The sequence below is a fragment of the Pantoea eucrina genome, from assembly GCF_001691555.1.
GTDB lineage: Bacteria > Pseudomonadota > Gammaproteobacteria > Enterobacterales > Enterobacteriaceae > Pantoea > Pantoea borealis.
In genome coordinates this window covers 113,576-129,739 of the sequence record NZ_MAYN01000007.1, presented here as the reverse complement: position 1 = coordinate 129,739, position 16,164 = coordinate 113,576, and the positions used below count along the sequence as shown (strand labels likewise).

The 16,164-nt window shown below is 55.2% G+C and carries 12 protein-coding genes and 1 pseudogene; 4 read left to right on the top strand and 9 right to left on the bottom strand.

Annotation, left to right across the window (positions count from 1 at the left end; translation table 11 throughout):
- Positions 1-207: 207 nt before the first annotated feature.
- Positions 208-654: pseudogene (locus BBA90_RS04735) on the top strand (type I restriction endonuclease); the annotation flags it as partial.
- A gap of 7 nt (positions 655-661) precedes the next feature.
- Here the strand turns inward: BBA90_RS04735 and tssE are convergent.
- The gene (gene tssE, locus BBA90_RS04730; protein ID WP_065648362.1) at positions 662-1,087 is read right to left on the bottom strand and encodes a type VI secretion system baseplate subunit TssE; all 426 of its coding nucleotides are present in this window, start codon (positions 1,085-1,087) and stop codon (positions 662-664) included.
- Positions 1,088-1,266: 179 nt separating this feature from the next.
- Positions 1,267-1,971, bottom strand: coding sequence for an MgtC/SapB family protein (locus BBA90_RS04725; RefSeq protein ID WP_065648150.1), 705 nt, complete (start codon positions 1,969-1,971; stop codon positions 1,267-1,269).
- Between the two features lie 413 nt (positions 1,972-2,384).
- Between BBA90_RS04725 and ddlA the strand changes: the two genes are divergently transcribed.
- Complete coding sequence (gene ddlA / locus BBA90_RS04720; RefSeq protein WP_065648149.1) at positions 2,385-3,479, top strand: D-alanine--D-alanine ligase; 1,095 nt, start codon at positions 2,385-2,387, stop codon at positions 3,477-3,479.
- A 16-nt stretch (positions 3,480-3,495) separates the two neighbouring features.
- Here ddlA and BBA90_RS04715 read toward each other — a convergent pair whose 3' ends face one another.
- Both BBA90_RS04715 and BBA90_RS04710 read right to left on the bottom strand, forming a co-directional pair.
- Positions 3,496-4,914 carry a GGDEF domain-containing protein gene (locus BBA90_RS04715; RefSeq protein WP_065648148.1) on the bottom strand — a complete coding sequence of 473 codons (1,419 nt, stop codon included), beginning with the start codon at positions 4,912-4,914 and terminating at the stop codon, positions 3,496-3,498.
- 225 nt (positions 4,915-5,139) lie between these two features.
- Positions 5,140-6,615 (bottom strand): SulP family inorganic anion transporter, encoded by a 1,476-nt coding sequence (locus BBA90_RS04710; RefSeq protein ID WP_065648147.1) that lies wholly within the window; start codon positions 6,613-6,615, stop codon positions 5,140-5,142.
- 916 nt (positions 6,616-7,531) lie between these two features.
- Here BBA90_RS04710 and BBA90_RS04705 point away from each other — a divergent pair.
- Positions 7,532-8,245 (top strand): polyphenol oxidase family protein, encoded by a 714-nt coding sequence (locus tag BBA90_RS04705; RefSeq protein WP_065648146.1) that lies wholly within the window; start codon positions 7,532-7,534, stop codon positions 8,243-8,245.
- Positions 8,246-8,273: 28 nt separating this feature from the next.
- On the opposite strand, the gene BBA90_RS04700 is transcribed toward BBA90_RS04705, so the two are convergent.
- The 4 genes from BBA90_RS04700 to BBA90_RS04685 form a co-directional block, all read right to left on the bottom strand.
- Entirely contained in the window at positions 8,274-9,593 is a 1,320-nt protein-coding gene (locus BBA90_RS04700) for a gluconate:H+ symporter (protein ID WP_065648145.1), read from the bottom strand.
- 79 nt (positions 9,594-9,672) lie between these two features.
- A complete protein-coding gene (gene idnO / locus BBA90_RS04695; RefSeq protein ID WP_065648144.1) occupies positions 9,673-10,437 on the bottom strand; it encodes a gluconate 5-dehydrogenase in 765 nt (254 codons plus the stop codon).
- A 9-nt stretch (positions 10,438-10,446) separates the two neighbouring features.
- Entirely contained in the window at positions 10,447-11,478 is a 1,032-nt protein-coding gene (idnD, locus tag BBA90_RS04690) for an L-idonate 5-dehydrogenase (protein ID WP_065648143.1), read from the bottom strand.
- Positions 11,479-11,637: 159 nt separating this feature from the next.
- Complete coding sequence (locus BBA90_RS04685) at positions 11,638-12,336, bottom strand: response regulator transcription factor (protein ID WP_240484883.1); 699 nt, start codon at positions 12,334-12,336, stop codon at positions 11,638-11,640.
- Between the two features lie 698 nt (positions 12,337-13,034).
- Here BBA90_RS04685 and BBA90_RS04680 point away from each other — a divergent pair.
- Positions 13,035-15,032 carry an NADPH-dependent 2,4-dienoyl-CoA reductase gene (locus tag BBA90_RS04680; RefSeq protein WP_065648361.1) on the top strand — a complete coding sequence of 666 codons (1,998 nt, stop codon included), beginning with the start codon at positions 13,035-13,037 and terminating at the stop codon, positions 15,030-15,032.
- Here the strand turns inward: BBA90_RS04680 and rlmG are convergent, their stop codons facing one another.
- Positions 15,033-16,151, bottom strand: coding sequence for a 23S rRNA (guanine(1835)-N(2))-methyltransferase RlmG (rlmG, locus tag BBA90_RS04675; RefSeq protein WP_065648141.1), 1,119 nt, complete (start codon positions 16,149-16,151; stop codon positions 15,033-15,035). It lies immediately after the preceding gene.
- Positions 16,152-16,164: the final 13 nt, after the last annotated feature.

Genomic DNA, 16,164 nt, shown 5'->3' with positions numbered 1-16,164 from the left:
GGATAGCAAAATCATACCCTGAGCAGTGATGAACACAAGAGTATAATCAATAAGGAAGGTTTAACAAAAAGCACAAAACTGCAAATTTGACTTAGCATGATGAAAGATTTCACAGGGCTGATTTTGTTGCCTAAAGACATTAACGAAGCACTTTATTTATGCAAGAATTGGTCCATATTCCTTCACTTTAATCTGACCGGAAATGCTATGGCTGGCGTGAATAAAGCTCAACTGACTGAAACCGACATCGTAACTAAATTTATTCTGCCTGCGGTCAAGAAGGCCGGATGGGATGACATGACGCAGATTCGCCAGGAGGTGAAGCTACGTGATGGCAAGGTAGTTGTGCGGGGTAAGCTGGCATCCCGTCAGAAAGTCAAATCAGCAGATATAGTGCTCTACCATAAGCCAGGTTTACCGCTGGCAGTCATTGAAGCGAAAGCAAACAAGCATGAAATTGGAAAAGGAATGCAGCAGGGACTGGGTTATGCCGCCTTGTTAGAGGTTCCTTTCGTCTTTGCCTCCAATGGTGATGGCTTTGTATTTCATGACAAAACGAACCCCGATCAGCTGGAACGAGAGATTAAACTTGAAGAGTTCCCAACGCCTGCTGAGTTATGGGAAAAGTTCTGTCTCTGGAAAGGCTATACCGCCGTATGGCTTAACTCATCACGTTCTGCTGGCGCAGATGCCGCAGCATCACCTTTCCTTCCGGCATAAAGTCAGTGCCATAGCGCACCCTACCCACGACGTCCAGCCCGGCATTAATGGCATAACGCAGCTCACCGGACTGCGTCTGTTCCAGCATCACCACATCAACCTGTTTCAGCCGGGGCTCATACTTCAGTAATACGTCAGAAAGAATATGTACCAGCTGATGTGCAGTGCCGGGCAGCCCCTGCAGGATGAGTGTCATATCCGGCAGGCCATAATTGGGCAGATGAGCCTGGGCGCCAGCGCGGGTGTTAAGAATGCGCTGCAGGTTATCCAGCACCGACAAAATCACCTGTTCCCGTTCGCTCACCGCATCCAGATCCAGGCCGCCGCTGAAATTGCCGTAAAGCATGTCGTAAAGTGAAGGCTGCATCAGGGTCTTTCCCCCCTTTTCCGCTATCAGCGTCAGCGTGCCGTCACCCAGCTCAATCACCCTGGCTTTGTCCGGGTGGAGGTCTGCGCGGGTCAGAATCCTTCCCCGTGTTCCCCTGCGTTTCAGGCGACAGGAACAGTTTTTGTATGCAATTAACAGGCAGGTGAAGCCCGACGCTGTTAATCGCGCTCCATACCGCACACCTGCCAGCGCACCGCACTGACGCCCTTCTCCAGACTGATGCGGCTGACAAGATTTTCCAGTTGCTGGGTCAGATTGGGCTTCCCCAGCACTTCGGCGCTGACCATCATGCGCTGCGAGCTTTCGATATCTTCACTCTGCAGCGACTGCAGGCGCAGATCGCTGTTGCCTAAACTGTGCAGCATCAGGCTGCGCACCTGCACCTCATCCTGCGCCAGACAGGTGATCTGCACGGTATAGTGCTGCACCGCTTCGGCAGCAGGTACCAGCGTCTGACGGTTGATGCTCCGGGTGAGTTCGCGCAGCAGAATATTAGCGCACAGGATGATCAGGGTGCCGATAGCCGCCTCCAGCAGCAGGCCCATGCTGCACAGCACGCCTACTGCTGCCGTGCACCAGAGCGTGGCAGCAGTATTGAGCCCGCGCACGTTCAGGCCATCACGCATAATTACGCCGCCACCGAGAAAGCCGATGCCGGAGACCACGTAGGCGGCGATACGCGATGCGTCATGTGCAATGCCGGGCACGCTCTGCGTCATCAGTACGAACAGGCAGGCGCCGGTGCTGACGAGGGCGTTGGTACGCAGGCCGGTCAGGCGCTGCCGCAGCTGGCGTTCGCTGCCGATCAGCGCACCCAGAATCAGTGCTGCAGTCACCCGCAGCAGGAAAATTTTCCAGTCCATTTTATCCTCCGCATGTCAGCAGGTGCTGACAACAGCTCAGAATGAAAGAATGGATCGCAGCGGGCGACGTGCTGCATGTGAGGCAGCAGGTAAACAGAGGCAATTCATGAGGGAATAAGCCATCTCAACGCGCGGTCAAGACAGCGGGAACACTATCTTAGCGCAGGCGCCTTTTGCGATCGTTCGGGACAGTTGTCCAAAATAGTGCTCCTGTTAAGTAAACCGCCGCGATTTTAAGCACAGAGCATCGCGTAATCAAACTGATTTCCCGTCTGTTTAGGGAAGATTGACCGTTTTTTGCAACAGCAGGAGCACGGCACAATGCGCGCCGTTCTGATGCGATTTGCGCTCCCCTGACCCGGAATACGCGTGCTATCTTAGCTGCTCGCTTAACTGCAATCGGATAAGAAACAATGGCAAAACAGCGCGTGGGCATTGTCTTCGGCGGCAAATCTGCTGAGCATGAAGTCTCGTTACAATCAGCAAAAAATATTCTGGATGCGCTGGATGCGCAAAAATATGACGCGGTGCTGCTGGGCATTGATAAGCAGGGCCGCTGGCAGCGCTATGACGCCGATCGCTTTCTGCTGAACGCCACGGATCCGGCGCGCATTGCGCTGCACCCGCAGGGAGAAGCCGTGGCGCTGGTGCCCGGCAGCGAACGCGCGCAGTTTATCAGCTGTGAACAGGCAGAGCCGCTGCCCCGCCTTGATGTTATTTTTCCGATTGTACACGGTACGCAGGGGGAAGATGGCTCACTGCAGGGGCTGCTGCGCATGGCGGATGTCCCGTTTGTCGGCTCCGATGTTCTGGGATCCGCGGTGAGCATGGATAAAGATTTTACCAAACGCCTGCTGCGTGATGCCGGTCTTCGCGTTGCGCCGTGGATCAGCGTAACGCAGGCAGAGCGCGCTACGCTGGATGCTGCAGCCGTTATCACACAGCTGGGTCTGCCGCTGTTTATCAAACCGGCTAATCAGGGTTCGTCAGTAGGCGTCAGCAGAGTTACCGATGCCGCAAAGTTTAACGCTGCTGTTGATCTGGCGTTCCGTTTTGACCGCAAAATCCTGATTGAAACCGGGATTAAGGGGCGCGAGATTGAGTGTGCGGTGCTGGGTAATGACGCACCGGAAGCGAGCCCCTGCGGTGAAGTGGTGGTGCAGGATGCGTTCTACGCCTATGACACCAAATATATCAGCGCCAGCGGTGCGCAGGTGGTGGTGCCGGCAAACATCAGTCGGGAAAACAGCGAGGCTATCCAGGCTACTGCCCTTGCCGCCTTCAAAGCGCTTGAGTGCTTCGGCATGGCGCGTGTCGATGTGTTTCTGACGGATGGCAACGAGATCGTGGTTAACGAAGTGAATACCCTGCCCGGCTTTACCAATATCAGCATGTATCCCAAGCTGTGGCAGGCGGCGGATCTGAGCTATCGCGATCTGATCAGCCGCCTGATTGAGCTGGCGCAGGCGCGGCATCAGCAGCGTCAGCGCCTGGCCAGCACTATGTAAGCGCCAGCAACGTGGTTCAGGCCACGTTGCTGGCACTCAGCGCAGAGGCGGGTGCCACCTGGTTACGTCCATTGTGCTTGGCGCTATAGAGATGTTTATCTGCTGCGGAAATCAGCCGGTTAATCACCTCCGGCCACTCGCGCTCATGCCTGGCGCAATCCCACGCCAGGCCCATGCTGGCGGTCACCGTCACGCTGTTGCCTTTAATCCAGAACTTTTCGCGCGCCAGCGCCTGGCGCACGGACTCCGCCAGCCGGTAGAGCTGTTCCGGCACGGCATCAAACACCACAATCACAAACTCTTCGCCGCCAAAGCGGCAGATCATGCCCTGCTGCTGTGCAACCTGCTGAATGCGGCGTCCAATCTCTTCCAGCACGCTGTCACCGGCGTCATGTCCAAAATTGTCATTGATGGTTTTGAAGTAATCGACATCCAGCATAATTACGCCGGTATGGCGATGCAGAGAGAACGGCATCTGTTTCAGCTGTTCATACAGGCCAGAGCGCGAGAGCTGCTGCGTCAGTACATCCACATTTGCCCGCAGCGCCAGACGCTGATTAAGCTGCCGGATAGCGTCCATGCTGACCGCCACCAGCAGCGGACTCAGTGCAACGGTCGCCACGCCAAGGCGCGCTGACGTCAGATGGCCAATCGGCAACAGCGCATCGTTGCCCTGTATATTCATTACGCCGTGAGAAACCAGCACAATCTCTGTAATACCGGTCAGCAGGATCACCACGCTGGTAACCGGCATAGGCAGCACAATAGCGCACCAGATCAGCGCCGGTACCGGAAAGGTCAGACTGCCGGCGCCGCCAATCAGCGCGCCCGCTGTCAGCGACAGCACCACGGCGACCAGCGGCAGCAGCGTTGCCGGCGTCAGCAGCTGGCGAAGGGAAACGCTGCGCAGCGGACGTGCCAGCATGACAGGCAGCAGCATCAGCGAGGTCGAGATCTGTTCGCTGAACCAGTCAGCCCATGCGACCACAAAGCGCGCATTGAAATCGATGCCCTGCGCCCAGGCGCCCCAGGTCGCACAGGCGGCAGCACCGAGTAAACAGGCGGGAAAAATGCGCATCGCATTGACGACCTGGCTGCTGGCAGCCGGTGTCTGCAGCGGCCTGATCAGCATACAGACCGCCACAAGGGTAAACAGAATATTGGCAATATTGATCGTCACAGCGGCAAAGGCCCAGCCTGAAAACACCGTGTCGTTGAAAATCATCGCCGCCAGAGCAACAAGGTAGCTGGAAGGATTATGCAGAAAAGGCTGACGGACAATCAGCCCGGCGATAAGCGCGTTGACAGGCCAGAACAGTGAGAACTCTTCAGGGACCCGCAGGTGGCTGCCAAGAAAACAGAAAAAAAGCGTGATAAAGAACAGCGTGAGAGCATTTTTCTTAACGTTATGTTCATCAAACAGCGAAACGCGCATTCATCCGCATCCTGTAACCTGAAATCGTTGCCGCGTTGCAGTGGCACCCCTCTTATTGAACATCAGATCGTCCGGTGTCAATTCAGCGAACAGGCTTCGGTTTACTCTCCTGTTCGGCTGGCTAAGGCATCCGGTTCACGCAGATGTTGTGCGGCCAATTATGCCACGCACGAACAAAAATCGGCTATCCGTGATAGCCGATTTTTATCCGGTACAATCATTTACTTATTTAACGGCTACCGGCCACTGGCTCAGCCGTATGCCCCGCTCCGGCGCATTCTCACCAAAGTCGCGCAGAACCGCTTTCACATCCGGATCGAGATATTTAGCGTTACCCTGCTCAACAATGACCACGCTGTTTTCCGGGATTTCTGCCAGCACGCCCTGCAGCTTAGGGTTATGCATAAACGTCAGGTTCTGGTGAAAACGCAGGACATAGTGATCGTCATGGCGGGTGAGCTGTAGCGCATTGCGGTGACTCTGATAAATGCTGCAGAGGATCTGCACGGCAATCCCGAGGAAAATACCGGCCAGCATACCCAGCAGGATGATACCGCCAATGGTAGCCAGAAAAGGCACATATTGCGCCCACCCCATCCGGATCTGCTCAGCAAACAGGCGCGGGGTTGCCAGCTTATAGCCGGTGTAAAGCAGTACGGCGGCCAGGCTGGCCAGCGGAATTGCATTGAGCAGCGAACTGAACCACAGGCCGCAGACCAGCAGCAGCACGCCATGGATCAAAATAGAGAGTTTGCTCTGTGCACCGACGCTGACGTTAACCGAACTGCGAACAATAACGGCGGTAATCGGCATTGCGCCCAGTAACCCTGCCGTTAAGTTCCCTATCCCCTGCGCAAACATCTCTTTGTTGGGCGAAGGAGCCGGATGCTGCGGACGCAGTTTTTTCAGCGCTTCCTGGCTGAGCAGCGTCTCCAGGCTGGCGACCAGAGCCAGCGTGACCGCAACCACCCAGACAGCGGGATTTTGCCACGCCAGCCAGTCCGGCGTTTCCAGCTCAGCCACCAGCGCGGAAAAGCTGTCAAAGGCAGGGAGCGTGATACGCGGCAGCCCGTCAGCCAGCGCCGGAAAAAGCTTATCTCCGGCGAGGGTTGCCATACAGCCAATCAGCACCGCCACCAGCGGTCCGGGGATCCAGCTCAGCGCCTTTACTGACTTAATCAGCGGTGTGGTCCAGAGCCAGAGCGTCAGCAGGCCCGCGGCAGCTACCCCAATAGCACTGGCTGAAAACGCTATATTGCCTGACACCAGCGCCCCCAGCCCGCCCTCACCGGCTGCGCCCAGCGCTACCGGGATCTGCTGCATAATCAGCAAAATGCCGATTGCCGCCAGCATGCCTTTAATCACGCTGCCTGGCACCAGCGCGATAAACCGCCCTGCGCGCAGCAGCCCCAGCAGACACTGCAGTACTCCCGCCAGAATCAACGCGGTCAGAAAGGCAGAGAAACTGCCCAGCGTCTGAATGGAGGCCACAACAATTGTTACCAGTCCGGCGGCCGGACCACTGACCGCAAAACGCGACGGACTCAGCGCGGTCACCAGCAGCCCGCCGATCACACCGGTAAGCAGACCGGCAAAAGGCGGCAGTCCGCTGGCCTGAGCAATCCCCAGGCAGAGTGGCAGCGCAACCAGAAAGACGACCAGGCCGGCCGGAATATCCTGCCGCAGCGTTTTAACGTTCATGGCACATTGTCCTCAGCTGATTGCAGTACAGATGACGCGGGTAGTGTTCAGCACAGCCTGCGCTATATTTATGACGCGGCAAACCGGCTCCGCGATAATTCACTAATATTGGTTTTTGTATCATCACAATCATCTTCTCTTTATGCCTGCGTAACCGATCTGCGGGTAATACATTCCCTGAATAAAAGGCCATAAATAGCTGCAGTGGATACAAAGCAGCGTTGCCTCACAAAAATTGGTTATAGCTGCTTAAGATTTAAGTTGCACCTTAATTATTTAACCTCCCGGTATGACAGCCGCTCTGTAAAATAAAGGTCAGGAAAGGTAACTAATAAGTAAGTTTGAGCAAGCATATTTAAAAGAAAATAATTAGTTAAAGTTGTTTCATTTCAATATTTAAAAAATATAAAAATTTTTCGTACAGAATTGACTGACAAAAATTTACATATCATTCAGGTAGTGCGTGCACCGCCATGGTGAATTACTACGTTATAACCAGGATAGTTCTTAGTTATTAAAATTAATGATTAGCACGATAATTTGTAACCAGCCAGATGACTCAAAATAATTCACTGATGACCAACGGATAATCTGGTGATATATCGGGAGATTACGTCACAGCCTGACAGCTAACGCAAAATGTAAATATGCGTGGATCTGACGGTAAAATGCAATTCCCTGCGCAACCGGATGTTTTTTCAGTTGCCGAATTATTTGTCGTCCCATCCTTTTATGCAGTTTTCCGCTTTTGCACCATACCGCAGCCTGCACAATTGTGAGGCACGGACCGGTGATACGGGAGAGTGTATGACGTTATCCGGTATGTGAAAGATGTCTGCAGACGCGCTGCAAAAACGTACCTGTTAACGTAAGCTGTGCGCAGTCACCGGTTACGGTCAGGTCACAGGAGAGAAGTATGGAGAGTAAAGTCTGCGGTCCGCGTTCAGCACTGCTTGATAGCCTGACATGGCTGGAATATGCCTTTCAGCCTGCCGGTCTGCCTGCGCCTGAAGCTGCCGCTTACGGACATCAGCGCCACAGCGCCCGCGTGGTGTTGTCAGGACAGAACCGGCCGCCAAAAAGCTGTGAATCTGACGGTGTGATTGCTGAAGATAGCCATCCGGTAGCCGTTTACACTGCCGACTGCCTGCCGGTGCTGTTTGCCGATCCTGAGCAGCAGCAGGTGGCGGCGATCCATGCCGGGCTGAACGGCACTCTGAACGGTATTTTACAAAGTGCGCTTGATGCCCTGCTTGCACGCGGAGCAAGCCTTGATACGCTTTGCGTCGCCATCGGTCCGGCCATTGGTCCCTGCTGCTATGAGTTAGGCGACGATCGCATCCGGCAGATGCAGCAGCGCAGCGATCTCCCGCCGCTGCAGTGGACAGCGCAGCAACCCGTGAACCTGCAGGCGGTACGTCCGCAGGCGCAGGCGCAGCAGCAGGGGGTCTGGTTCAGTCTGCCCGGGCTGGCACGCAGCATTTTACTGCAGCATGGGCTTGGGGCAGCGCAGATTGATGTGGCAGAGGTATGCACCTACTGTATGGCCGAGGCGGGCTCCAGCTACCGGCGCAATACCCACTTCGATTGTGGATACCAGTCGCGCTTTTCGTGGATCCGCCGTCGTTAACCGCTTTACTGCCCGGGAAAACGGGCGGTTAGTGGATAAGGGCGTTAAGCGTCAGCACACCCGCCAGGCCAAGCAATGAGATCAGCGTTTCCATAACGGTCCAGGTTTTCAGCGTTTCTGTTACGCTGAGGTTGAAGTAGCCTTTAAACAGCCAGAAGCCCGGATCGTTGACGTGTGACGCGATCACGCTGCCCGATCCGACTGCCAGTACCATCAGCGCCGGATCGGTATGCGTTACGGCAATAATCGGCGTAACGATGCCGGCAGTGGTGATCGCGGCTACCGTTGCCGATCCCAGCGCTACCCGCAGCATGGCCGCGACGGTCCAGCACATCAGCAGCGGCGAGAGCGAAGAGCCTTTCATCATATCGGCAATATAGTTACCCACACCGCTGTCCACCAGCACCTGCTTGAAAGCGCCGCCGCCTGCGATAATAAAGATAATCATGGCGATAGCCGCAATCGAACTGCCGCACATATCCATGACCTCTTCCATGCGGCGGCCGTTACGTAATCCCAGCGTAAATACGGCAATCACGACAGCAATAAACAGCGCCACCGCCGGGTTACCAATAAATTCGAAAAACTGTCGCAGCGGATCGTCTTTAGGTGTGGTCAGTTCGAATATTGCCGCTATTGCCATCAGCACCACCGGGATCACCGCAGCAAAAATACTGATCCCAAAGCCTGGCATCTCCTCTTCTGAAAAAATGCGCGGATTGTAGAGTCCTTCAGGCGGTGATTTTTCAAACCGCTTTAAAAATTTAGAGAACACCGGGCCCGCAATAATCACCGTGGGGATCGTGATGATCATGCCATACAGCAGCGTGGTGCCAAGATTCGCACCGAAAATGGTGGCAATCGCCGTGGGCCCGGGATGCGGGGGCAGAAAACAGTGGGTGACTGAGAGTGCGGCCACCATCGGCACGCCGACATACAGCAGCGGCAGTCTGGCGGCGGCGACCACGGTAAACACCAGCGGCAACAGCAGCACAAATCCCACTTCATAAAACATTGCCAGGCCGACGATCAGCCCTGTCACTACCAGCGCCCACTGCAGCCGCTGTTTACCAAAGGCCGCAATCAGCGTAGTGGCGACCCGCTGTGCGGCACCGGTATCAGAGACCAGTCGTCCGAGCATGGCACCAAACCCCAGGATCATCGCCAGACTGCCCAGCGTTGATCCGATGCCTTTCTGTATCGACGCCATCACATTAAGCGGCGTCATACCTTCAGCAATACCGACCACCGCTGAGACGAACACCAGCGCGATAAACCCATTCACTTTGAAAACAATCATCAGTACCAGCAGCAGGATCACGCCCAGCACAATTATCGTAATTGGCATTTTTATTAGTCCGGTAAAGAGAGAAAAGTCAGCCGTATGCCGGCGCAGCCAGACAGACTATCCGGCTACGCACCACGCATTACACGGCTACGCGCATACCGCCATCAACAAATAGCAGATGGCCATTAACAAAATCTGAAGCAGAAGATGCCAGAAAAATGGCGGCACCAATCAGCTCTTCCGGCTTACCCCAGCGCGCAGCAGGCGTACGCTTAGTCAGCCAGCCGGTAAACGCGGGATCGTCAGCCAGCGGCTGCGTCATCTCGGTCACAAAGTAGCCTGGCGCAATCGCATTAACCTGAATATTGTAGCGTGCCAGTTCTACGCACATCCCCCGCGTCAGCATGGTGACCGCACCTTTGGAGGCTGCGTAAGGGGTGATCGTGTCGCGGCCCAGCTCACTCTGCATCGAGCCGATATTGATAATTTTGCCGCGCTGGCGCGTCACCATCTGCTGTGCCACTTTTTGCGAGACGAAAAACACCGCGGTCTGATTTACCGCAATCACGTCGTGCCAGTCCTGCTCCGGAAACTCCAGAAAAGGCCGCCGCCGCTGGATCCCGGCGTTGTTCACCAGGATATCGATGGCGCCCCACTGCGCTTCAATTTCATCGATCGCCTGATGCACCGCACCGGAATCTGTTACGTCAAACGCTTTGGCCCGGGCAGCGATCCCCTGCTCACGCAGCGCGCCGGCGGCGCGCTCTGCGCCTTCAGCTGTGGTCGCGTTGATAATCACTTCGGCCCCGGCTTCACCCAGGCCCTGCGCCAGCAGAAACCCGATACCGCGTGCTGAACCGGTCAGCAGTACGCGCTTGCCGGTCAGAGAAAAGAGTGCGCTCATGTTATCTCCCTAAAAAGTCAGCTGGACTTTTGCCGCGCGGGTTTTATCGCTGGCAAACTGCAGCGCCGCATCGATATCCTGAAGCGGGTACTCACCGCTATAGAGCGGCAGCGGATTGATAACGCCCTGCGCCAGCCACTCAACCGCCGTATTGAATTCATGTGTAAAACGGAACGAGCCTGTCAGGGTTATCTCTTTGGCAATCAGCATCATCAGAGGGAAATCAGGAAAAGCGCCTCCCATCCCTACCTGCACTACCGTGCCTTTGGCACACACGACCTCCAGGCAGCGCTGCAGTGACGCCGGATGACCGGACGCTTCAAACGCCACATCGAAGTAGCCCTTATCTGCCATCCAGGCAGTGAAATCGCCGCTTGCAGCGTTAACCACCTGCGTAGCACCCATTTGCTGCGCCATATCCAGCGAACGCTCACTGATATCACTGCAGATAATCTCTGCAGCACCACGCGCCTGTGCGGCGGCGGCAATCAGACAGCCAATCGGCCCGGTGCCGGAGATAAAGATACGTTTGCCGGCAAGATCGCCAGCCTGATGCGTGGCGTGAATGCAGACTGCCAGCGGCTCAGCAAACACCATTACCGTTTCATCGGCATCCGCTGGAAAAGGCACGCACTGGCTGCTCGCCACAACTTTGTGCCGGGTAAATCCGCCATCAACGTGCGGGACATACATTGCGCTGCCAAAAAAACGCATTGCGGTACACTGATTCTCCTGCTGCCGCTGACAATATTTGCATTCACCGCAGGGTTTCGCCGGATTGATAGCCACTTTTTGCTGTGGCTGCAGGCGAGGATCGTCGCTTTCTATGACATAACCAATTACTTCATGCCCGAGTATCATAGGCATTTGCAGCGCAAAGCTGCCGACCTTTCCTTCCTGATAGTAATGCAGATCGGAGCCACAGATTCCGCCGCGCGTAATGCGCACCAGCGTGCCGGAGCCATCCCACTGCACGTGCTGCTGCGCGACACTGACCTGCTGTTTGCCGCTGATGACGCAGGATTGCGTTTCGATGTTCATGTTTTTCCCGTGAGTCTGTTTATGTGATGACTATAAAAACGGGTTAAACGGTATAAAACTGTGATGAACATCACTCAGAACAATGTTACAGAAAAGATGTTACCGGGAACGTGAACTGGCTGTCAGGTTACTGCAACCGGGCCCGGTCGTTCTGCCTGATTACCGGGCTGACAGCAACTCCCGGCTATATTTAAATAATTCTGAATCAGAACGGACGCCAAGCTTTTTCAGCGCCGACTGCTTCTGCCCGCTCACCGTTTTCCGGCTCCGCCTGAACTTGGCCGCAATTTGTGAAACGCTCATACCATCAAGAAAGCAGCGAATTACCTCCGCTTCACGCGGGCTTAATAACCTTATTTTTTCGTGAAGCGCTGGTGTGCAGCCGATACAAAAATGCTCATCCGCTATTTTTTCGGAAATGGCATAAAGCGTCTGAATTTCTTCAGCAAGGTGTGCGGCTAAAAACAGGTTATTCTCAGCAACGACTCTGACCGCCGCCAGCACCTCTTCAAAGGGATGACTTTTTCCGATAAAACCGTTTACGCCGGCCCGGAGCGCCATCCTGGCAACTGCCGGGCTTTCTGCAGAGGTTAACACCAGCATTTTTTGCGTCGGATAGTGGTTACGTATTTGCTTTATTAACGTCAGGCCATCAACTTCACGTTCACCCAGCAGAAAATCCAGGATCAGAACATCGATCCTGTGCGTATTTAACGCACTGAAAAGCTCACTGCCGGACGACCAGGCGGCAACAAGCTGAATATCGGGATGGTTTTTCAGACACAACTCAAAAACCAGACGGATCATAGGGTGACCGTCGAGAACAGCAACACGGACTGGCTGAGTGTTTGAATCCAATCTGCCTCTCCTCTAAAAAGCACATTACAGGTAAAAGGTTATATCGTTTAACCTTTTCAGTTAACTCATTGGTAATAGCAGGAAAACCCTCTTCACAATGTGATTATTCAGGTAATTATATAAAGCTGGAAAATAAAAAATTATTAAAATATAAAATTATCCACTTCACAAATAAAAGAGAGAGTGAAATCACCTGGAAAATGACGCACTTCTGCTGATAACTGCCGCTATCTTCCCGGCACGGCATGCAATAAATATAACACTCACCAGATAACGCCATTCAGCTACACTTCGGGGTTAACAGGCATTATTAATAACATTAAAATAGCGATTAAAATGATAAATCCTCTTCCTGGCGCTATTTGAAGACTTATTTCCAGATTACTTTCCCACTATAATGTTTAAAAACCCGCCCGGTTGCGATAAACATTTCTTGCCGCTGTGTAGTTATTATCCGGGCTTTTCAGAAAAAGGAATCCATGCTGACCTTAAAAAAAGTGCTAAGTCATTAGCCCTGTACTCTGACCCGTTCAGGGCGTGCCGGTCCTTCCCGTGCGTAACGAAGGCAAGCTGAAACCTCGTGCGTAACCTGCCGCCCTGCTTTTTTTGACGTCACTCACACGCTGAGTGTTCCTCTCTTCCATCATGCGCGATTACCGTTAGAGTTGACTCATCCGACCACTTTTGAGCGCCTGATTATGATCGAGCACTATCCCTGCTTATTCACGCCTCTTGATCTGGGATTTACCCGGTTAAAAAATCGTTTTCTGATGGGCTCGATGCATACCGGGCTGGAGGAGCATCCCGACGGCGCTGCACGACTGGCTGCTTTCTATGCCGAGCGCGCACGCGAAGGGGTGGCGCTGATAGTGACCGGTGGCGTCGCGCCGAATGCGCAGGGTGTGGTGACACAGGGTGGCGCAATGCTGACCCGGGAAAACCAGTGCGACTGGCATCGTCAGATCACCACCGCGGTCCATGCGCAGGGCGGGAAAATTGCGCTGCAGATCCTGCATGCCGGACGCTATAGCTATCAGCGGTCGCTGGTAGGCCCTTCCGCACTCCAGGCACCCATAAATCCTTTTACTCCGCATGCGCTGAGCGAAGCAGAAATTAGACAGACTATTGCTGATTTTGCCCGCTGTGCGCGTCTGGCGCAGCAGGCAGGATATGATGGCGTAGAGATCATGGGCTCCGAAGGCTATCTGATTAATCAGTTTCTGACGGCGCAGACCAACCAGCGCACTGACGGCTGGGGAGGCGATGTGCTGCGGCGGCAGCGCTTCGCCCGTGAAGTGACGCAGGCGGTACGTCAGGCCACCGGCGAGCACTTTATTGTGATTTTCCGGCTGTCGCTGCTCGACCTGGTGCAGCACGGCAGCACGCTGGACGAAACGCTGATGCTGGCTGAGGCGCTTGAGGCGTGTGGCGTGACGCTGTTTAACAGCGGTATTGGCTGGCATGAAGCACGCATCCCGACGATAGCAACCTGTGTCCCGCGGGCTGGCTTTGCGTGGGTAACCCGCTACCTGCGCGAACGCGTCTCCGTACCGGTAATTGCCACTAACCGGATCAACCATCCTGATGTAGCTGAAGCCCTGCTGCGCGAAGGTACCGCCGATATGGTCTCAATGGCACGGCCATTTCTGGCAGATGCCGCGTTTGTCTCCAAAACGGCGCAGGGCCAGCCTGAAGCCATCAATACCTGTATTGCCTGTAATCAGGCGTGCCTCGATCAGATTTTTGCAGGCAACGTGACATCCTGCCTGGTCAATCCGCGCGCCTGTCATGAAACCCTGATGCCGGTTGTGCCCGTAACGCATCCAAAGCAGCTGGCTGTCATTGGTGCCGGTCCGGCAGGCATGGCTTTTGCCCTGCAGGCGGCTCAGCGCGGACATAAGGTGACGCTTTATGAAGCGGATGCGGAGATTGGCGGGCAGTTTGCCATCGCCCGGCAGATCCCGGGCAAAGAGGAGTTTCATGAAACCCTGCGCTACTTCCGCCATCAGCTGGCAGCAGCTAAGGTGACGCTGCGGCTTAACCACCGGGTCCGTGCCGGTGAGCTGATAGACGCGGATGAAATTGTCATTGCCACCGGCGTGACGCCGCGTCAGCTCTCCATTCCCGGCATCGATCATGCCAGCGTGGTCAGCTATCTGGACCTTCTGCACCACAAAAAACCGGTGGGACAGCGCATCGCCATTATTGGTGCAGGCGGCATCGGTTTTGATACAGCCGCCTATTTACTGCATTCCCCGGAAGATTTTTACCAGCGCTGGGGGATCGATCGCACGCTGCAGGCGCGCGGCGGCGTTGTTCCTGCCCGGCCGCCATTACCCGGCCGGCAAATCTGGCTGCTGCAGCGCAAAAGCGGAAAACCCGGAGCGGGGCTGGCGAAAACCACCGGCTGGATCCACCGCGCCAGTCTGCAGGCGCATGGCGTACAGATGTGGGGCGATGTGGAATATCTGCGCATTGACGATGCAGGGCTGCATCTGCGGCACCAGGGCAAACCGGTTACGCTGGCCGTGGACAACATTGTGGTTTGCGCCGGTCAGGAGCCGCTGCGCCTGCTGGCTGACGAGCTGGCCGCACGTGGCAAAACGGTGCGGGTAATCGGCGGCGCAGATGTGGCGCAGGAGCTGGACGCGCGGCGGGCTATTTCACAGGCTACCGCGCTCGCGCTGAGTCTGTGATCAGCGCAGTTTTACCGCGCGCAGCACTACAAACTTCGCGCTGGATGCTACCAGTTCGCAGTTGCCAAACAGTTTCTTCATCTTCTGGTGATAGCCGAGGTGCCGGTTGCCCACGATACGCAGCTCACCGCCATACTGCAGACAGCGTTTTGCGTCGCGCAGCATCTGCCATGCAAGGTGATCCGTAACCGCATGCTGCTGATGAAACGGCGGATTGCATAACACCGCATGCAGCCGGTCAGACGGAAAGCCGCTCAGCACATTGTTAACGCGGAACTGGCAGCGTGACAGATCCTGCGGGCGGTTAACCTTAACGTTCAGCTCACTGGAGGCCACTGCCATATAAGATTCATCATAAAACAGCACTTCAGCCTGCGGATTTTGCTCCAGTGCCATTAAGCCAATCACGCCGTTGCCGCAGCCAAGATCCATGATTTCGCCTTCAATATTGTGTGGCAAATGCTGCATAAACAGCCGCGCACCAATATCCAGCGAGGTGCGTGAAAAGACGTTGGCGTGGTTATGGATCTGGTAAGGCGTCTCATCCAGCGGCCAGACGGTAGTCGCTGATGCCTCAGCCAGTGCTGGCGCAGTGTAGCGGCTGTATATCAGGCGGGCTTTTTTCCAGGCCAGCGATGTTTTACTTTCGCCCAGAATGCGCTCAAACAGCTGCAGTGTGGAGTTATGAATATCTTTCGCTTTGGCTGCCGCCAGAATCAGCGTGTCCGGCGTGGCCACGCTGCGCAGTGCGCGCAGCTGATGCTCCAGCAGTGCCAGCGCTTTGGGAATTTTGATTAAAACAGCCGCGGGTGCTGCAGGCAGCGCGCTCAGGCTGTCGATAAAGTGAATGCGATCGTCAGACAGGCCGTTTAAGCGCAGATTCTGCCTGGCTGCCTGCTGACTCAGCCAGGAGTCGCTGACGTGCCAGATTTCCCGGTCCTGCAGGCCACAGGTTAACGCCCCAAAGCTGTCGTTGAACACCAGCACCGGACCTTCCGGCAGCGTCTGCTGCAGCAGATATTCATCGGCGGCATCCCACGCCTGTAAAGGGCTCTCTTCACGCATCGGCGGAAAGCGCTCCAGCGTAAGGGTGCTATGGGTCAGTTCAAGTTGGCTCATGGAATCTCCGGCG